Origin of the sequence: Aureimonas phyllosphaerae (genome assembly GCF_047943035.1) — a bacterium.
GTDB classification, from domain to species: Bacteria; Pseudomonadota; Alphaproteobacteria; order Rhizobiales; family Rhizobiaceae; genus Aureimonas; species Aureimonas phyllosphaerae.
In genome coordinates, this window is record NZ_CP181348.1 from 1,562,489 (window position 1) to 1,581,148 (window position 18,660).

At 67.6% G+C, this 18,660-nt stretch carries 17 protein-coding genes and 1 pseudogene; 8 read left to right on the forward strand and 10 right to left on the reverse strand.

What is annotated here, in order from left to right; genetic code table 11:
* The 7 genes from ACLNGM_RS07285 to ACLNGM_RS07315 form a co-directional block, all read right to left on the reverse strand.
* On the reverse strand, positions 1-651 hold the full coding sequence (locus ACLNGM_RS07285) for an ATP-binding cassette domain-containing protein (protein ID WP_294641655.1): 651 nt from the start codon (positions 649-651) through the stop codon (positions 1-3).
* Positions 648-2,378, reverse strand: a complete 1,731-nt coding sequence (locus ACLNGM_RS07290) for an ABC transporter permease (protein ID WP_416357775.1) — start codon at positions 2,376-2,378, stop codon at positions 648-650. The genes ACLNGM_RS07285 and ACLNGM_RS07290 overlap by 4 nt, the downstream gene beginning before the upstream one ends.
* Before the next feature lie 5 nt (positions 2,379-2,383).
* Entirely contained in the window at positions 2,384-3,625 is a 1,242-nt protein-coding gene (locus tag ACLNGM_RS07295) for an ABC transporter substrate-binding protein (protein WP_416357776.1), read from the reverse strand.
* On the reverse strand, positions 3,622-4,809 hold the full coding sequence (locus ACLNGM_RS07300) for an FAD-dependent oxidoreductase (protein WP_416357777.1): 1,188 nt from the start codon (positions 4,807-4,809) through the stop codon (positions 3,622-3,624). The genes ACLNGM_RS07295 and ACLNGM_RS07300 overlap by 4 nt, the downstream gene beginning before the upstream one ends.
* Positions 4,806-5,519: a L,D-transpeptidase gene (locus ACLNGM_RS07305; RefSeq protein ID WP_294641659.1), complete on the reverse strand. Its 714-nt coding sequence runs from the start codon at positions 5,517-5,519 to the stop codon at positions 4,806-4,808. Before ACLNGM_RS07305 ends, ACLNGM_RS07300 begins: the two co-directional genes overlap by 4 nt.
* A 64-nt stretch (positions 5,520-5,583) precedes the next feature.
* Positions 5,584-6,117 carry a redoxin domain-containing protein gene (locus ACLNGM_RS07310; RefSeq protein WP_416357778.1) on the reverse strand — a complete coding sequence of 178 codons (534 nt, stop codon included), beginning with the start codon at positions 6,115-6,117 and terminating at the stop codon, positions 5,584-5,586.
* A gap of 47 nt (positions 6,118-6,164) precedes the next feature.
* Positions 6,165-6,788: a TetR/AcrR family transcriptional regulator gene (locus ACLNGM_RS07315; protein ID WP_416357779.1), complete on the reverse strand. Its 624-nt coding sequence runs from the start codon at positions 6,786-6,788 to the stop codon at positions 6,165-6,167.
* Positions 6,789-6,907: 119 nt separating this feature from the next.
* Between ACLNGM_RS07315 and ACLNGM_RS07320 the strand changes: the two genes are divergently transcribed.
* The 8 genes from ACLNGM_RS07320 (at position 6,908) to ACLNGM_RS07355 (ending at position 15,733) form a co-directional block, all read left to right on the forward strand.
* Positions 6,908-7,306 carry a thioredoxin family protein gene (locus tag ACLNGM_RS07320; protein ID WP_416358406.1) on the forward strand — a complete coding sequence of 133 codons (399 nt, stop codon included), beginning with the start codon at positions 6,908-6,910 and terminating at the stop codon, positions 7,304-7,306.
* Complete coding sequence (locus tag ACLNGM_RS07325) at positions 7,303-8,022, forward strand: cytochrome c biogenesis CcdA family protein (RefSeq protein ID WP_058602555.1); 720 nt, start codon at positions 7,303-7,305, stop codon at positions 8,020-8,022. The genes ACLNGM_RS07320 and ACLNGM_RS07325 overlap by 4 nt, the downstream gene beginning before the upstream one ends.
* Before the next feature lie 36 nt (positions 8,023-8,058).
* Positions 8,059-9,492 carry a dihydrolipoyl dehydrogenase family protein gene (locus ACLNGM_RS07330; RefSeq protein ID WP_416357780.1) on the forward strand — a complete coding sequence of 478 codons (1,434 nt, stop codon included), beginning with the start codon at positions 8,059-8,061 and terminating at the stop codon, positions 9,490-9,492.
* Between the two features lie 53 nt (positions 9,493-9,545).
* Positions 9,546-10,982: a DUF547 domain-containing protein gene (locus ACLNGM_RS07335; protein ID WP_416357781.1), complete on the forward strand. Its 1,437-nt coding sequence runs from the start codon at positions 9,546-9,548 to the stop codon at positions 10,980-10,982.
* Between the two features lie 18 nt (positions 10,983-11,000).
* Positions 11,001-11,612, forward strand: coding sequence for a CDP-alcohol phosphatidyltransferase family protein (locus ACLNGM_RS07340; RefSeq protein WP_416357782.1), 612 nt, complete (start codon positions 11,001-11,003; stop codon positions 11,610-11,612).
* A 54-nt stretch (positions 11,613-11,666) separates the two neighbouring features.
* The gene (locus ACLNGM_RS07345) at positions 11,667-12,371 is read left to right on the forward strand and encodes a haloacid dehalogenase type II (protein ID WP_416357783.1); all 705 of its coding nucleotides are present in this window, start codon (positions 11,667-11,669) and stop codon (positions 12,369-12,371) included.
* 175 nt (positions 12,372-12,546) lie between these two features.
* Positions 12,547-15,333, forward strand: a complete 2,787-nt coding sequence (locus ACLNGM_RS07350; protein ID WP_416357784.1) for a PAS domain-containing protein — start codon at positions 12,547-12,549, stop codon at positions 15,331-15,333.
* A gap of 10 nt (positions 15,334-15,343) precedes the next feature.
* Positions 15,344-15,733 (forward strand): response regulator, encoded by a 390-nt coding sequence (locus ACLNGM_RS07355; RefSeq protein WP_062224348.1) that lies wholly within the window; start codon positions 15,344-15,346, stop codon positions 15,731-15,733.
* Positions 15,734-15,906: 173 nt separating this feature from the next.
* Here the strand turns inward: ACLNGM_RS07355 and ACLNGM_RS07360 are convergent, their stop codons facing one another.
* The 3 genes and pseudogenes from ACLNGM_RS07360 to ACLNGM_RS07370 all read right to left on the reverse strand — a co-directional run bounded on the left by ACLNGM_RS07360 (position 15,907) and on the right by ACLNGM_RS07370 (position 18,524).
* On the reverse strand, positions 15,907-16,320 hold the full coding sequence (locus ACLNGM_RS07360) for a hypothetical protein (protein ID WP_416357785.1): 414 nt from the start codon (positions 16,318-16,320) through the stop codon (positions 15,907-15,909).
* Between the two features lie 290 nt (positions 16,321-16,610).
* Positions 16,611-17,822 carry a multidrug effflux MFS transporter gene (locus tag ACLNGM_RS07365; protein ID WP_416357786.1) on the reverse strand — a complete coding sequence of 404 codons (1,212 nt, stop codon included), beginning with the start codon at positions 17,820-17,822 and terminating at the stop codon, positions 16,611-16,613.
* Between the two features lie 139 nt (positions 17,823-17,961).
* Positions 17,962-18,524, reverse strand: a pseudogene (locus ACLNGM_RS07370) (recombinase family protein).
* Between the last annotated feature and the right edge of the window lie 136 nt (positions 18,525-18,660).

The following is an 18,660-nucleotide window of genomic DNA, read 5'->3' on the forward strand; positions in this document are numbered from 1 at the left end:
TCAGCCGCCGATCTCGATGACCTTCCCGTCCGTTGGAGTGTCATCGGCATCGTGCGTGACGAGAAGCGCGGGAATGCGGCGCGTCGCGACCTCGCGGAACACCAATGCGCGAATCTCCGGTCGCAAGGCGGCATCGAGACGTGAGAAGGGTTCGTCGAGCAGGAGCAGCCGCGGCTCGCTAAGGAGCGTCCGCGCCAGCGACACGCGAGCCGCCTGGCCGCCAGACAGGGTAATGGGAAAGCGGTCGAAGGTTCCGGCGAGCCCGAGCCCCTCCAGCATGTCCTCCGCCATCGACTTGCGGAGGCCGCGCCCGCGCCGGACGGCAGGGATCGCGAAGGTGAGGTTGCGGCCGACGCTCATGTGCGGGAACAGGAGGGCGTCCTGGAACATCAAGCCGACGCCGCGCGCTTCGGGCGCAAGCGCGAGAAGATCCCGGCCGCCGAGGATCGCCTTGCCGGAGGCTGTGAAGCTCGGGTTCAGGAAGCCTGCCAGAAGCGCGAACAGGCTCGACTTGCCGGAGCCGGACGGGCCGCGAATGGTCAGGACGCTCCCGGCCTCGATCGCCGCGTCGATGTCCAGCAGAAGCCGCCCGCGCAGCGAGATGCGGACCGCTTCAAGCCTCAGGGTCCCATCGCTCGTGGCCACCGTCACGTCAGCCGTCCCGATTTAGTGGCGAAGAGCATGGGGACGCTGCCGGCGAGAATGAACACGATCGTCGGCAGCAGCGTCTGGAGCAACGCATACGTGCCGACGATGCGCGGGTTGCCGCCCGACGAGAGCGCCACCGCTTCCGTCGTGATCGTCGGGAAGCGTCCGGCGCCGATGAGGAGGGTGGGAAGATACTGGCCGACCGAGACGGAGAAGCCGACGGCGAAGGCGGTGGCCAGCGCCGCGGCCAGCATCGGCAGCCGGACGCGCAGGAGCGAGCGTAGGCGCGACGTCCCGAGACCCGCCGCGACCCGTTCGTAGCGTGGATCGAGCGCATACCAGGGCGCCGCCAGCGCGAGCGTCACATAGGGCACGACGAAGACGAGATGCGTCGCGACGAGAAGCGAAAGGGACGCCTCGGCCCTCAGCGACAGGACGAGGATCTGAAGGCCGAACAGGAATGCGACCTGCGGCACGACGAGCGGCAGGTAGATCAGCCCGGCCATCACCCGGGGCAGTCGGATGTCGTCCCCGCGCTGGCTCCGGCGGTGGGATTCGAGAAGGGCGACGACGAGGACGAGCGCGATCAGGGCCGATGTCGCGGCGACGGCAAGAGTGGTGATCAACGGGCCCGACGCGCTGGACCAGGCCCGGAGCCAGGTCGTTCCCGACAGCCTGGCGGGAAGAAGGTCGGGGAACTGCCAGAGCCCGGCAGCAGACCAGAGCGCCAGAACGACGAGACCGGCGCCGACCGTCGACAAGGCAAGGCCGACGATGCCCGCGGCCGCGAACCGGACCGCTCCGTCCGCTTGTCCGCGCCGTCCCGAGTTCCCGAGGATCGCCATCGCCATTCCGGCCGCCCGCTCGACCGCGAGCCAGGCGGCCACCACGGCGAGGGTCACGCCGAGTTGCAGGATCGCACCTGCGGAGGCGAGGAAACGGAAGGACAGGTCGGGATCCGACATCCAGCGAACGAGACGCACGGCGAGCGTCGGCGGGAGGGAGGGGCCGAGGATCAAGGCGACGTCGACGACCGAGGAACCGTATGCCGCGACCGCCAGGACGGGCAGTCGGATCTGACGGTAGACGCCCGGCCAGACGCAGGTGAGGAAGCCGGCGACACGCCCGTACCCCAGTGACCGAGCCACCATCATCCGGCGTTCGGGATCGACCTGCGGCAAGGCGGCGATGGCGACGAGGAGCAGGAAGGGCAGTTCCTTGGCGACAAGGCCGGACATGAGCGCCAGTCCCCAGGGATCGCCGACGATGAGAAGGTCCGGTGGGCGGTCGAGGCCGAACGGGCCGGCGACGGCCCGCATGAACAGTCCCGAGGGCGCGATCAGGAAGGCGAGGCCGAAGGCGGCTGCCGCGTGCGGCACGGAAAGCACCGGCGACAGGAGGCGCTGGACGAGGGCGAACGTCCGCGTGCCGGAGAAGGACGCAAGGAACAGCGCGGTCGCCCCGACCGACATGAGCGTGGTCGCCAGCCCGGTGGCGAAGGACAGGGTCACCGACGCCGCAAGAGCCGGCTCGGCGAACAGGGCGCGAAAGGGCGCCGTGGTCGCCGACGAGCCACCGAGCGCCGGAAGGAAGCCGAAGGCCGGCAGGAGAACGCCGAGCAGCCCTGCCACGACGGGTGCGGCGAGGAGTAGCGCGACGCCTATGGCGACGGGACCGGACCCCCGTCCGGCCGCCGTCCCGATCCCCGGGCCTGCGCTCGTCCTCGCCACCCGCATCATCGTCCCGTGCCGTAGCGCTTCATCCACTCGGCTTCGAGGCGGGTCATCCAACTGGGATGAGGCTCGGACAGGACCGGGCCGAGCTCGGACGCTTGCAACGTCGCCGGACCGAGGTCGAGCCCCTCGAATGCGGCGCGCTCGGGCTGCGGCAGCTTGGCCATGTCGAGTACGGTCGGATCGCCCCAATGGGACGGATCCTCCTTGCGGAGCTGCGCCTCCGGCGAGAGGAGGAAGTCGGCGACGACCTTCGCAGCCGCCTGCGAGCCCGAGTTGAAGGGGATCGCCACGTAGTGCGTGTTGCCGAGGGTCCCGCCGGGGAAGGTGAAGGAACGCACCGTGTCGGGCAACTCGCCCGCCGCTATTCCTGCCGAGGCCTCCCCGGGATTGAAGGCGAAGATGATGTCGAGTTCACCGTCGGCGAGGAGCTGTTTCATGGCCGGGTAGTTGGCTGGAAAGTCGCGCCCCCCGCGCCATAGGAGCGGGTTCAGCGCGTCGAGATAAGTCCAGAGGGGTGCCGTCACGCTGGCGAACGCCGCCTCGTCCACGGGGCGCTCGAGGAGGCTGCGGTCGGCGACCTGTTCCAGCAGCACCTGCTTGAGGAAAGACGATCCGACGAAGTCGGGCGGTGCCGGATAGGAGAAGCGCCCGGGATGGGCCTTGGCAAAAGTCATGAGGTCCGCGGCGGAGCGGGGCAGGTCCGCCTCGGCGGTGCGCGCGGAATCGTAGAAGAACACCAGCTTGGCGCGGCCCCAGGGAGACTCCTGTCCCTCGATCGGCAGCGTGAAGTCCGTCGTGGCCCCGGGGTTGCTGGTGTCGACGTAGCGCCAGTTCGGCAAGTCCGTTGCGAAGCCGTCCGCCAGCAGCCCTTGCTCCTTGAGGGACGCGAAGTTCTCTCCGTTGATCCACACGAGATCGACCGATCCGCCCTGAAGGCGCCCGGCCGCCTTCTCGGCGACGATCGCCGAGACCGCGGTCGCGGTGTCCTCGAGCTTCACGTGGTTCAGCGTGATGCCGTAGCGGTCCCTGACGATGCCGCCGGCCCAGGTGATGTAGTCGTTGATGTTGGGCGACCCGCCCCAGGCATGGAACTGGACGGACTGGCCCTCCGCCGCGGCGAGCGTCGCCTGCCATTCGGGCGACGTCGCCTCGACCGCATGCGCGGGCCCCGCCGGGAGCGCAGACGGTAGGAGCATGAGGGCCAGGGCGGCGGCAAGGGTCAGATGCTTCGCTCGTCTCATGGGCGGTTGCCTCCTCGTGATGAAGCGCGCGGCGGGATCGCGTAGCGCTCGACGAAACTGGTGTCGCTCCAGCGCTTCCAGCGAGCGACCCAGCGCCCGCTCGCCGCCAGTCCCCACTTGTCGGCGATCGCGCTCCCGTTCGCGAGCGAGATCAACGCCAGCCAGTGCCGTTGCGGCCGAAAGGCGCGCAGCGTCGCACCGGACAGCGCCTGCCGAAGGTTGTGGTGAAGGACGGGGCCGGCACGGACCGCGAAGACGCCCGACTTGGGGCGGGGATCGTAAAGGGATGCGACGTCGCCCGCGGCAAACACCGCGGGATGCGAGATCGAGCGGAGGTGACGGTCGACGCGTACGAAGCCGCGTTCGTCGAGAGCGAGACCGCTGGACCGAAGCCAGGGCGGTGCCGCGCTCGAGGTCGTCCAGATCACTTCCTGGACGTCGAGTTGGCGTCCGTCGGAGGCCACGAGCACACCGTCGACGAACGCGACCGCGTCGAAGCCATCGACCGTGGCGATGTCCGCCTTGCGAAGCTCCTTCGCTACCAACCGACGTGCGAGTGCGCCGCGAGATGGCATGGGTTCGTTCGAACGCCCGACCAGCAGGATCTCCACGGGCCGGCGGTCCGGGCTGCGGGCGAAGCGTAGGCGGAGCGCGAACGCGATCTCCACGCCCGCCACTCCCTGTCCCACGACAGCAAGGCGGACGGGATGGTCGGCGCTTCGCACCAGTCGGTCGAGGTCGGGAAGCCGCTCCGCGAAGGAGGCGATCGGCTTCACCGCGATGCCTTCTTGGGCACCCCTCGGATGAGACGGTCGCGAACCGATGTCGAGGGAGAGCAGGTCGTAGGAAAGAACCGAGCCGTCGGCGAGGGCGACGCTCCGTCGCTCGGCGTCGATGCCTGTCGCCTCGCCCTGCCGAAAGGCGATGTCCGAGGCCGCGCAGAGCGCCGGGAGATCGACATGGATGTCGTCGAAGCCGTAGTCCCCGGCGACGAAGCCGGGCAGCATGCCGGAATAGGGCGTGAGGCGCGCCGGGGAGACCAGCAGCGGCTCGCAGTTTCCGGCACGGGCGAGACCGAGGCGCCTGATCACCTCGACATGCGCATGACCGCCGCCGAGCAGCAGGAGACGCGGCGGAGCGCCCCGACCGCGCGGATGGGCTTCGCTCGGATGGCTCGCCGTCAAGCGGCAGCCGCGGGAGCGCTGGACGGCAGCACCACGATCGGCGTCCCGTCGGGGACGCGCTCGTAGAGGTCGGCGACGTCCTGGTTCAGGAGGCGGATGCATCCCGACGAGACCGCTCGGCCGATCGACCATTCCTGGTGCGTCCCATGCAGGCGGTAGAGCGTGTCGCGGCCGTCCTGGAAGATGTAGAGGGCGCGCGCGCTGAGGGGGTTCGTCAGGCCCGGATCCATTCCGCCGTTGGCGATGGAGTACGGCTCGAGTTCGGGCTGCCGGGCGACCATCTCGTCCGGCGGCGTCCAGCGGGGCCACTTGCGCTTGTACTGGACCTTGGCACGGCCGGACCAGGAAAAGCCCTCGCGACCGACGCCGATCCCGTAGCGCACCGCGGAGCCATCGGCCTGCGTGAAATAGAGGTACTTCGCGTCAGTATCGACCACCAGCGTCCCCGGGGGCTCGTTCGTTGTGTTTGCGACTTCGCTTCTCCAGAAGCGCGGGTCCACCTTCGAGACGTCGACCGCCGGAACCGGGAACGCCTCGTCCGGCATGGCATCGTACATGAGGGGCCTCGGCGGCGGCGGGGGAGCCGCGGCCGGAATGGCCCGGGCCTGCTGGCGCGGCAGGGAGGCGCACCCCGACAGAACGAGTCCGGCGAGGCCGAGAACGACATGCCGGCGAGATGGCGAGAAGTGGACGGTCGGACGTTCGGTCAAAGGGCATTTTCCGTATTCTGAACGGGGATCCGGCAACGACTGGGATGTGGCGCGTCGACGGGCGTCAGTTCCCGGCCTGCACCGAGCCGCGGACCGGGTAGTCGTTCTCGATGATGAACTTCAGGCCCCCGAGGAGATCGTCCAGCCGCGGCCGGGCGAAGGGGACGTTCTGTAGATGGAGCGCGTAAACGCGTCCGTCGGGATACAGGACGGCGATCCCGGGCTCGGCGAAGCGATCGGGCTCGGGATCCTTCGCCTTGGCGGAGATGAAGAGGCTCCAGGCGCGTGCGCTCTCCTCGGACAGCCCGTATCCGATCGGGAGCGCACCGACGTTCCACTCGGTCGCCTGTCGCTCGGCGCGCTCATGGGAGTCCATCGAGACCGCGCGGACCTCGACGCCGAGCTTGTGGAACGCCTCGAGCTTGCCGGACAGCTCTTCCAACTGGCTCTTGCAGATCGGGCAATGAACCCCGCGGTAGAAGAAGATGGCGGTGATATTCTCGGACTTGGCATCCGAGAGATCGAACGCCTCCCCTCCGAGCACGCGGAACCTGAGGGCGGGGGCGCTGTCGCCGGGAAGCGGGGTCGTGTGGTTCATGACGTTGTCCTTGGTTTTGGGGTGTCCGTGCGGCGGTGCGGTGCGTCTCAGCCGCCGGCCGTCGGGTGCTCCGATCCGATCCCGTCGGGCGGAACCGGCGACAGCATCGCGATCTGTGTGTCCGCGAGCGCGCGGAAGTAGGCAGTGCCCGCGGCCGTGCGCGCCATCACGCGGATCGAGACGATCGTGCCGAGGATGGCCTTCGCGAAAGCCGCGGCATCCAAGCGATTCGAGATGGAGCCGTCGGCCTGACCGCGCAGGACGGCCCTGTGGAGAGCCTCCTCCACCTCGCGCAGGCCGGCCGCGACGTCGTCGCCGAGTTCGCGGTCATGCGCCGCCACCTCTGCCGCCGAGTTCACGAGGAGGCAGCCGTCCCGGCTTCGCGCCGAAGCTTCGACGACGGCGTCTAGGAAGGCGACGATCGCCTCCCGGGGGGCGGGGCTTGCGTCGAGCAGCGCGACACGCTTGCGGCTCGACCCGTCCAGATAGTGCTGGAGCGACCGCTTGAAGAGGGACCGCTTGTCGCCGAAGGCGTTGTAGAAACTTGCGGGGTTCATGCCCATGGCCCTTCCGAGGTCGCGCACGGACGATGCGGCATAGCCATGGGACCAGAACCGCTCCACCGCCCTGTCGAGTGCTTCGCTCTCTTCGAAGCTCCTGTTACGTCCCATCACGCAAAATCCTTGGTGGATCACGACGCCGACATGAGCCGGTCGACTGCTTGTTATTTTAGATCGACCGCTCCAAAACGGTAGCCCTGACTGTAGACGGAGGACTACACATGAGCGTCATGACCCTGAGGACCGCCGCGGCGGCGATCGTTCTTTCCGTTTCCGCGTTCGCGAGCGCCACCGCGTCCGCTGCCGAGATCGCGCCCTTCGAGATGGCCGCCTTCGAGAAGGCACAGACGGACGGAAAGCCGATCGTCGTCGACATCGCGGCGCCGTGGTGTCCGACCTGCGCCGCGCAGAAGCCGATCATCGAAAAGCTCGCGGCCGACCCCGCGCATGCCGACATGAAGATCTTCCACGTGTCGTTCGACGACCAGAAGGACGTCGTTCGGGCATTGAACGCCCGGATGCAGTCCACGTTGATCGCCTTCGACGGAGCCAAGGAAACCGGTCGCTCCGTCGGAGACACGAACCCGGCCTCCATCGCGGCCCTGTTCGCCTCCACGAAGGGAGAGTGAACGTGACCGCGCTGTTCGCACTGCTGGCGGGCGTGCTGTCGACGCTGTCGCCCTGCGTCTTGCCGCTTCTGCCCGTTGTGCTGGGCACCGCGGTCTCACAGCATCGCATGGGACCCGCGGCGCTGGCCGCGGGTCTTGCCATATCCTTCGTGGCGATCGGGTTGTTCGTCGCGCTCGTCGGCTTTTCGATCGGGCTCGACCTCGCCGTCTTCCGCACGATCGGGGGCTTCGTCCTCGTCGGCATCGGCGCGGTCCTGATGGTTCCGCGGCTTCAGACGAGGCTCGCAACGGCTGCGAGCCCGGTCGGGACGTGGGCCGAGCATCGGTTCGGCGGCTTCGAGGGAAGCGGGCTGGGTGGTCAGTTCCTCGTCGGCCTGCTCCTGGGGGCGGTCTGGAGTCCCTGCGTCGGGCCCACCCTCGGAGCGGCATCCATGATGGCCGCGAGCGGGGAAAACCTGGGGCAGGTCACGATGACCATGCTGGCGTTCGGCGTCGGTGCCGCCCTCCCGCTGCTGTTGCTCGGCACCCTGTCGCGTGAGGCACTCGTTCGATGGCGCGGCCGCCTGCTCGGTGCCGGCCGGGGCGGCAAGATGGTCCTGGGCGCGGTCCTGGTGACCGTCGGCATCCTCGTCGTTTCGGGTCTGGACAAGAAGGCGGAGGCGGCGATCGTCGCCGCGTCTCCCGAGTGGCTAACCAACCTCACAACCCGTTTCTGACGTTGCGGGCGTGAAGGAGTCTGAGAGGAACGGCGGATGAGCGACGGAATGGACTGCGACATCTGCGTGGTCGGCGCCGGATCCGGCGGTCTCTCGGTGGCGGCCGGTGCGGCGCAACTCGGCTTGCGGACCGTCCTCGTCGAAGCCGGGCGAATGGGCGGGGACTGCCTGAACACGGGCTGCGTGCCCTCGAAGTCCCTGCTTGCGGTTGCCAAGCTGGTCCACGCCCACCGGACCCCCCATCTGGCGGCCGTCCCGTCGCATTCCTTCGACCCCGACCGTCAGGGGGTGGACGCGCATGTTCAAGGGGTGATCGCGACGATCGCTCCCCACGACTCCGTCGAGCGCTTCGAGGGCCTCGGCGTGCGCGTGATCCGCGGCCATGCAAGCTTCCTCGACGAGCGGACTCTGACCGTTGCCGGCGAGACGATCAGGGCCCGCGATTTTGTGCTGGCCGTGGGATCGCGTGCGGCCATCCCGTCCATTCCGGGGCTCGATCCAGCGCGCGTCCTGACGAACGAGAGCCTCTTCGACATCGGGACGGTGCCCGCCCATCTCGTCATCATAGGGGGTGGCCCGATCGGGATCGAGATGGCGCAGGCCCATCGGCGCCTCGGCTCGCGCGTCACCGTCGTCAGCCGGGGCACGATCCTGTCGAAGGACGATCCCGACGCCGTCGAGCTGGTACGGCGGAGCCTCATCGGCGAGGGCGTCGACATTCTCGAACACGCCGAGGTCCGGTCCGTCCGATACGGGGACGCTGGACACGTCGTGGAGGCCGTCGTCGACGGAGCGACACGCCGTCTGGAGGGGTCCCACATCCTCGTCGCGACGGGCCGGGCCGCGAACGTCGAGGGGTTGGCTCTCGACCGGGCGAAGGTCGAGTGCGGGCGGCAGGGCATTCACGTGGACAAGCGGCTCCGGACCAGCAATCGACGCATCCATGCCGTCGGCGACTGTACCGGGGGACCGCAGTTCACCCACGTCGCCGGCTACCATGCCGGGATCGTCATCCGGAATCTGGCCTTCCGGCTCCCGGCCAAGGTGGACTATGGTGCCTTGCCTTGGGTGACGTACACGGATCCTGAACTCGCCCACGTCGGCATGACCCTCGCGACCGCACGGGCGCGGCACGGCGACGGGGTCCGATGCCTCACCAAGTCCATGGGCAACCTCGACCGCGCTGTCGCCGAGGGGCGCCGGCAGGGACTCCTGAAGGTCGTCGCCCTCCCGAACGGGCGCATCCTCGGCTGCTCCATCGTTGGTCCCGGCGCGGGTGAGCTGATCGGTCTCTGGGCCCTGGCCATCGCGAAGGGGTTGAAGCTCCGCGACGTCGCATCCCTCGTGCTTCCCTATCCGACGCTCTCGGAGGTCTCCAAGCAGGCCGCGGGGGATTGGTACAGCCCGGCCCTCTTCAGCGATCGGACACGTCGCCTCGTGTCCATGCTCCGCAAGCTCCCGCGCTGGTGAACCATTCTCGTCCCCCCTTCAGCTTCTCATCGTTGATCGAAAGGTCTCGCCCCATGTCCCGTCGCGGATGGGTTCTCGTCGCGGTCATCGTCGTCCTCACGCTCGGCGCCTACGCCCTTGGACTGACCGACTACCTCAACATCGAGACGGTGAAGGCGCGACGCGAGGAGCTTCTGTCCTACGTGGAAGCGCGGCCGGTCTTCTCGGGGGTGACCTTCTTCGCCGCCTATGTCGCGATCACGGCGCTGTCGCTGCCCGCGGCGTCCGTCATGACGCTGCTCGGAGGCTTTCTCTTCGGCACGCTAGTCGGCGGGGCGCTCGCCGTGGTCTCCGCCACGGTCGGCGCGACCATCCTCTTCCTGGTCGCGCGCTCGTCGGTCGGCGGCGCGTTGCGCGCGCGTGCCGGCCCCCTGGCCGAGCGGGTCTCGGAGAGCTTCCGCCGGAACGCCTTCGAGTACCTGCTCTTCATGCGGCTCGTGCCGCTGTTTCCCTTCTTCGCCGTCAACATCGCGCCCGCCCTTTTGGGCGTCGGATTGCGGACCTACGTCCTTGCGACCCTTCTCGGCATCGTTCCCGGCACGTTCGTCTATGCGCATCTCGGCCGTGAGCTCGGCACCATCTCGAGCCTCTCGGATCTCGTGTCGGCCGACGTCCTGGTGGCGTTCACGCTGCTCGGCCTCGTGGCGCTCCTTCCGGTCGCCTACCGGAAATGGAAGTCGGGCCGCTTGGGGACCACCGCGCTGGTCGCGCTCGTCGCCGTGGGGCTGACATTGGCCGGCGGGGCGATCGAGGCTCGCGCGGCCGACGCATCGTACGAGCGCTTCGCGACGGCGTATGGCGGACTGTTGAGCGCCCACGTCCGTCCGGCCCGCAGGAACGGCATCGCTTACGCGGGCGTCGATTACGGGTCGTGGCGCAGGGACGCGCGGCATGCCGAAGCCCTGGCGGCCCTGTTGGCGTCCGATCCAAATTCCGCCGCCAGTCGGCAGGAGAAGCTCGCCTACTGGATCAACGCCTACAACTTCCTGACGGTCGATCTCATCACCCGGGAGGGTGAGACGCGCTCGATCAAGAACCTCGGTGGCTTGCTGGCCAGCCCCTGGAAGCGCTTCCGCTGGCCGATCGGCGGTCGGGAAATGAGTCTCGACGACATTGAGCACGGGACCATCCGCAAACTCGGCGAACCGAGGATCCACTTCGCCGTCAACTGCGCGGCGATCTCCTGTTCGGACCTGCGCGCCGAACCCTATGTCGCTCGGAACCTCGACGCGCAGCTCGCCGACCAGGTGGCCAGGACATTCGCCAGTCCCGCAAAGGGTTACTCTGCCGACGGCGCCGCCGTTCGCGTCAGCAAGGTCATGGACTGGTATCGGAAGGACTTCGACGGGGGCGACGTGGCCGGCTGGATCCGGGCGAACGCCCCCGTGGAGTTGCCGGAGGGCGCGCGGATCGCGTTCCTGGCCTATGACTGGACGCTCAACGACCTCTGACGGGACCGGCAAGCCGCCATGTTCGACCATCGCATCATCCCGCTCCAGAACCGCGTCCTCGTCCCCATGGCACGGGTGCTCGTGAAGCGAGGCGTGCGGGCCGACGCGCTGTCGTGGACGGGGTTCGGGCTCGGCGTCGTGGCCTTCGCCCTCATCTGGGCCAACTGGTATCTCGCCGGCCTTCTGGCGATCGCGGCCAACAGACTGGTCGACGGTCTCGACGGGAGCGTTGCGCGCGCCACCCGTCCGACGGACAGGGGCGCGTTCCTCGACATCGTTCTCGACTTCGCCTTCTACACGCTCGTGCCGCTTGCCTTCGCGCTCGCGGATCCGGCCGCGAACGCCCTGGCGGCCGCCGTCCTCATCGCCAGCTTTGTCGGAACGGGAACCAGCTTCCTCGCCTTCTCGCTCATCGCCGAGCGCCGGGGCCTGCGGTCCGCTAAGTTCCCGGCGAAGGGCATCTATTACGTCGGGGCGCTCGCTGAGGGCGCTGAGACGATCGCGGTCTTCGTCGCCATGTGCCTTGTGCCGACCTACTTCCCGGCGATCGCCTACGGCTACGCCGCTCTGTGCGCGATCACCACGGCCCTCCGGTTGAGGCTCGGCATGGCAATGCTTCGGGACGGGTAACGGACCGCGATCCCGTATGGCTCCCGTTTGGGCGACAAGAACAGGATTCCCAACATGCCGCAGACCCCTTCCGTCATCGTCTTCGACGTCAACGAAACGTTGCTCGACATCACCGTGCTCGAGCCCCTGTTCGCACGGCTCTTCTCCGACGCCTCGGTGATGCGGCAGTGGTTCGCCGAACTCATCCTCCAGTCCGAGGCGCTGACGCTCGCCGGACTGTACGTCCGCTTCGACGAGCTGGCCTCGGGAGTCCTGCGAATGGTCGCCGAGACCCGGCAGGTCTCCATCCAGGCGAGCGACGTCGAGGAGTTGGGCGCCCTTCTGCGGGCCATGCCGGCGCATCCGGACGCGGCTCCCGCGCTGGCCGCGCTTAAGCACGCTGGGTTCCGGCTCGTCACGCTGACGAACTCGCCCACGTCCGCAGCCCCGAGCCCACTCGAGCGGGCGGGCCTCGCCTCGTTCTTCGACCGGAGCTACAGCGTCGATCAGGTCCGAAGGTTCAAGCCGGCGCCCGAGACCTACCGAATGGTGGCGAATGGTGAAGGCGTGTCGCCGGCCGATCTCTGTCTCGTCGCCTGCCATGTCTGGGACACCGTCGGCGCTCAGGCCGCCGGGTGCTCTGCCGGATTGGTCGAGCGGCCCGGGAACGCGGCGCTGCGTGCCGAGGGTGTCCCGTTCCCTGATGTCGTCGCCCCGGACCTTCACCAACTCGCGGCCGAGATCGTTCGCCGTTGGGGACAGTCAGCACCCGCTGGATAGCCGACACCGTGCGGCGTCGATCGACACGTCCGGGTGGTTTCGGAATTGTCTGGTTTCGAACGGTCATCCTTACACGAGGGACGCATCCAACCTTTCGGTTGAGGCAGGAACGATTTAGGGCTAGCGCAGGATGGTTTCGCTCGGAGGTCGAGCCGGATCGTAAGCGAGCGAAGGCATGCCACAGACCCTCGAGCCTGAGGTCATGGACCATCCAGTTCAAAGCGCGACCATGGTCGAACGTGTGGCTGGCCTCGACTGGTCCGCGACGCCGCTTGGGGGACGGGCCGGCTGGCCACAGAGCCTGCGCACGACCGTCGACATCATGATGGGCTCCGGACACGCCATGTGCCTCGCCTGGGGGCCGGAGCGTACGTTCCTCTACAACGATGCTTACGCGCCGTTCCTCGGAGCCCGGCATCCGCAGGCGCTCGGCAAACCGTTCGCTGACGTGTGGCCGGAGATCTGGGACGACATCGGTCCGCTGGTCAGCCGTGTCTTCGGGGGTGAGACGACGTCCTTCCAGGCGATGCCGCTCGTCATGACGCGCAACGGCTACACCGAGGACACGTGGTGGGACTTCTCCTACTCGCCTGTCCACGACGAGGCCGGGACGGTTGCCGGTCTTCTGAACGTCGCGGCCGACGCGACGCCGCGCATCCTCGCCGAGCGTGAGCGTGCCGCGGCCACGGAGAAGCTGCGTTTGAGCGAGGCCGTCGCGCAGGAGAACATCCAGCGGGTCCAGCTTGCCTTGGGAGCCGGTGCCATCATCGGCACCTGGTTATGGGACATCGTGGCCGATCGCTTCACAGTCGACGAGCCCTTCGCCAAAGCCTTTGGGCTCGATCCCGCGATGGGCCGCGAGGGCATCCCGCTCGCGCAGATCGTCGAGACCGTTCACCCGGACGACCAGGCGGGCCTCGCCATTGCGATCAACGAGGCCGTTGCCCGCGGCGGCGCCTATGCGCACCAGTACCGGGTACGGCGGGCCGATGGGAACTACTACTGGCTGGAGGCCAACGGACGCGTCGACCATGGGCCGGACGGCACGCCGATCAGCTTTCCCGGCGTTCTCATCGACATCGAGGATCGACGGGCCGCCGGCCTCGAGCGCGACCGGATGGTAAGCGCGCTCGCCGCCAGCGAGGCACGGTTTCGGGCCCTGTTCGAGAACATCGACGCCGGGTTCTGTATCAGCGAGGTGAAGTTCGACGAAGCGGGGCATCCGGTCGATCACCGCGTGATCGAGGCCAATCCTGCTTTCGAGCGCCACACCGGCTTAACCGATGCGGTCGGACGCTATGCCAGCGAGGTCGCGCCCGGCATCGAGCAGCATTGGCACGACGCCTACGGGCACGTTGCCAAGACCGGCGAGGCCATCCGCTTCGAGGGCGAGGCAAAGCCGCTCGGACGCTGGTACGACGCGCATCTCTTTCCCGTCGGAGGCGGCCGGGTCGCGATGCTGATCGCCGACGTCACGGCACGCCGCGAGGCGGAAGGGGCGCTGGCCCGCAGCGAAGCGAAGTGGCGCAACGTCTTCGAAACGCTGCACGAAGGGTTCATCCTGGGCGAGGTGGTCCGGGATACGGCCGACCGCGTCGTCGACTGGCGCTATGAAGCGGTGAACGATGCCTGGCACGACCTCGTCGGCGTGCCGCGGGGAACGGCGATGGGACGCACCGTTCGAGAGGTGTTTCCCGGTATCGAGGACGCTTGGGTCGACGAGTTCGCTGGCGTCGTCGAAACGGGCAAGGCAGTGCGTTTCACCCGCCGGGTCGGCACGATCGACCGCTGGTACGACGGCGTCGCGCAGCCGATCGGCGGCGATCGCTTCACGGTGTTCTTCATCGAGGTCACGGAGCGCATCAAGCGCGATCGGAGGCAGGCGACGCTCCTGACGCTGGCGGACGAGCTGCGCGGGCGGTCGGACCTGGAGACGATCATCACGGCGGCCGCACGCTGCCTAGCCGACGGCCTCGAGGTCGACCGCGTTGGCTCGGGCATCGTAAACCTTCGCGAGGATACGATCGTCGTGCAATCCGACTGGTGCGAGCCCGGGGTCCCCAGCGTCGTCGGTCAGCATGCCTTCTCGTCCTATGGCTCCTATATCGCGGATCTCAGACGCGGTGAGCTTGTCGCGGTCGACGACGTCGCCTCGGATCCGCGCACCTGCGGCCGGGAGGCAGGCTTCGAAGCGATCCAGACCCGTTCGTTCCTGGACCTTCCCATCAGCTTCGATGGCCGCCTGTATGCGGTGGTCTTCGCCCACGCGCGCGATCTTCACCAGTGGACGGACGGGGAGCGTCAGTTCGCCGAGCAGGTCGGAGACCGGGTTCGTGTGGCCCTGACCCGCCAGAGGATGGAAGATGCGCAGCGCGTCCTGACCCAGGAGATGGCGCACCGCATGAAGAACTCGCTCGCCATGGTGCAGGCGATCGCGACGCAGACGCTTCGGCAGGCCCAAACGATGGACGAGGCGCGGGAGGCGATCTCGAGCCGCCTTGCGGCGCTCGCGCGGGCGCAGGACATCCTGACGCGTTCGAACTTCACCGAAGCCGACGTCCAAGAGGTCGTCAAGGCGGCCATCGCTCCGCACCGCTTGGGTGGTGACCGGGTCACCACGACAGGGCCCCATGCCGAGCTGTCGGCGCAGCGGGCGCTCGGTCTAAGCCTCGCCATCCACGAGCTCGCGACGAACGCCGCGAAGTATGGGGCGCTGTCGAACGAGACAGGTCGCGTCGCCATGATCTGGGAGGCGGCGAATGGTACGTTCGAGTTCCGATGGATCGAAAGCGGCGGTCCGCCGGTTATCCCGCCGGAACGGCGCGGGTTCGGCTCCAAGCTGATCGAGCGGATCGTTGCCAGCTACTTCGACGGCGAGGGACACATCGACTTCGACCCTGCCGGTATCCGTTTTACCCTGACGGGGGCGCTGGAGCAGCCCGTGGTCACATCGAACGCTTGAACCAGACACCATGGCCCAGTCCTTCGATCCCGCCCGCTACGCCGTCCTGATCGTGGAAGACGATGCGCTCGTGCGCGCCGAGGCCGTGGACCTGTGCGAGGAGGCCGGCTTCACGACCTACGAGGCGAAGAACGCCGATCAGGCCATCCGCCTTCTGGAGCGCCATTCCGACATCCGCGTCCTCTTCACCGACGTCGAGATGCCCGGCACGATGGACGGGCTGAAGCTCGCCCGAGCCGTCCGTGACCGCTGGCCGCCGGTCGCGATCATCGTCACGTCCGGACGCCTGAAGGTCGAGGCGACGGACATGCCGGAGAACGGGCTGTTCTTCGCCAAGCCCTATCCGCCGCGGGGCATCATCAAGGCGCTGAACGAGATCGCGGCGCAGATCCAGAACTGAAGCGTTTCGGCATGCTCGTCGCCGTGGGGTTCAGGCAGCAGGCGCCGGGCGAACCCGAAAGGCCTCTGGGGTGCCCTGCGGTCGACGCAGCTCGAGAGAAGGTGCGCAGCGGACAGAAGGATAACGCCGCTAGTGGAGGAGCCCGCCGCTGGATGCCGGCGGGCCTCAACGAGCTACTGAGCTTTGATCATCGTCATGACGAGCTTGTCATCGACGCGGACCGGGCCGTCCTCCTTGGCACCCAACGTGTACTCGAACACGCCCTTCTTCATGCCGCCGTCCTCGGCGTGAACCATCAGCATCAGCATGTCGCCGGGCTTCACGTCCTCCGTCAGGATCGCCGCGACGTCGTTCGTGGTGCCGGCCCGGATCGGGGCATGCCCGACAACCGGCCCCGGCTTCATCGCGGCGTCCGTGCGGTGGACGACGAGCCAGCCGTTCTTCGCAGCCATGACGGTGTCGGCGCTGACAATGCCGTTCGAGACGTCCTGATCGACGGCTTCCACGCCCTGCATGGCTGGCTGAGCGAAGGCGGACAACGCCGCGAGGCTCAGCGTTCCGGCGATCAAGATCGCGCTCTTCTTCATGTCCCACTCCCGTGTTCGGTCTCCAAACACACAAGATACGAGGGAGCGTCGGCACCGGCTTCGACGATCACTACCACGTGACCGGCGATGACGAACTAACTTGTATGGTGGCCGTCCGCTTTCGAGATGAACGCAACATTGCTCTAAACGACCGACTTGGGTCGGAAGCGGCTGGTCCGCTTCTGGGCGTCCGCTCTATCGGAGCCGATTGGCTCGACTGGGTGGAAAGGCGTCGGTCCGGTTTAGGGTAGGTGAAGTCGCAAAGCCGCCGTTCAACGACAGCCCGGCGATCATCGGACCGCCATGACGGGTTTGTCGCTTCCACGAGCCGACAACCCTCCCAATAGGAGCGAGACGGCACCTGCCAGGAAGATGCCTCCCGCAAGGACCATCACCGTACCATCGTAGAGGGTGCCGAGCCCGATCGCGAAGAGCGTCGCGACCAAGCTTGATCCCGATGCGATCAGTGAGGCGCCAAGACCAGCAACTTCGCCCAGCAAGCGCATCGCCATGGCGTTGAGGTTGCCGAACAGGATGCCGATCGCGAAGAAGGCGCCGAAACCGGACAGCAGAAGGAATGCGAGGGGTGGTCGACCGTCATAGGCTATCGACGCAGCCAGCATGAACAGGCCGGCCAGCGTCAAGCCAAGGAAGCCGAACCGTGCCATGGCGTCCATGCCGAAGCGCCCGACAAAGCGACCGTTCAGGTAGGAGGCGAGGCCGATCCCAGCGGCGAGCATAGCGAAGTAGATCGGGAACGTCTCACGGACCCCGTAGGCGTCCGCGAAAAGGTCGGCGGCGATGCTGAGATACAGGAGTTGCGCGCCGAACACGAAGCCGGTCGCCATGATCAGAAGGGCGACGCGCCTGTTGGTGAGGATGCGGGCGCCGTTGGCGAGGAGAATGCGGGGGCGGAACGGGATGCGCCGTTCGGGCGGCAGCGTTTCGGGTTGGCGCATAACAAGCCAGGCTCCCAGTCCGAGAGCCAGTATGAGGTAGAGCGTAAACATGCCTCGCCATCCGGCAAGCGCGATCACGCCCTGGCCGAGCGCCGGCGCAATCATTGGCACGAGGATGAAAAGTGAGAACAGGAAGGACATGACGCGGGCCATAGCCTCGCCCTCGAACTGATCTCGGATCATGGCGCGGGTCGCGATCTTTGGACCCGCCACGCCGATGCCTTGCAGGACGCGCCCGAGGATCACCCCTTCGAGCGAGGACGCTAACAGCGCGACCAGCGTCCCGATCGCGTAGACGCCGAGCCCGGCCACCAGCGCCCGCTTGCGCCCAACCGCATCCGAGATGGGTCCGAAGACCAGTTCGCCGAACACCATGCCGAAGATGAACAGGGTGACGACGTGTTGCGTGGACAAGGGAGGTGCCACGCCGAGCTCGCCGGCGATATCGCGTAGGCCCGGTAGGAGCGCGTCGATGCTGACGGCGGTGAGCGCCGTCAGCGCGGCGTAGAGGACGATGCGCTCACGCGGGACGCTCGACGACATGCAACCATGATCCTTTGTTGGGGAAAGTCGGCCACCGTCTACTGTTCTGGCTCCGGATGGGAAAGCTGCGCTCAGAGGGTCTGCTTCCGGCTCGCATTTGTCCCGGTGGGAATAACATAGAAGGGTCGAAAGCAGCGGTTCAGCGCGACCGCGCGTCGGCGACGATTCGGCTGACGGTGGGCTGCGACACCCCGTAGAGCCGCGCCATGTCCGCCGCCGTTCGCCGGCCCGACACGACGCTCTCAACGATCTCGCGACGTTGAGCCGCTGTGAGCTTCGGGCGCCGCCCGCCGACGCGTCCCTCGGCTCGAGCCTGACGGAGACCGGCAGAGGTTCGCTCGCGGATCATGGCGCGCTCGAATTCGGCGAAGGCGCCGATCATGTGCATGAGCATCCGCCCCGGAGCGGTTGAAGTGTCGATGGCCTCGGTGAGGGAACGGAAACTCGCGCCGGCCGCCTCGACCCGTTCCATGACAGTCAAGGCATCCTTAAGGGACCGCGACAGGCGGTCGAGTTTCCAGACTACGAGCGTGTCGCCCGGCCGCAGGTGATCGAGGAGGCGTTGAAGCTCCGGGCGGTCCCAGCGGCCGCCGGACGCGACCTCCTCGAACACCCTTTCGCACCCAGCCTCGCGCAGCGCGCCCGCTTGGCCATGGTGGACTGATCGTCGGAGGTGGATACGCGGGCGTAGCCGAGGAACATGGTACGGGATGCCTTTCGCAAACGGCCGTTTCCCCATGCGATCGGCAGGGTGCGGTCGCGTCGGGCGTTCGGCCTTTCACAATCCTCTTTCGCTGGCGGCGCATCTTGCAAGAGGTTTGCGAAGCCCCTCTTCGAT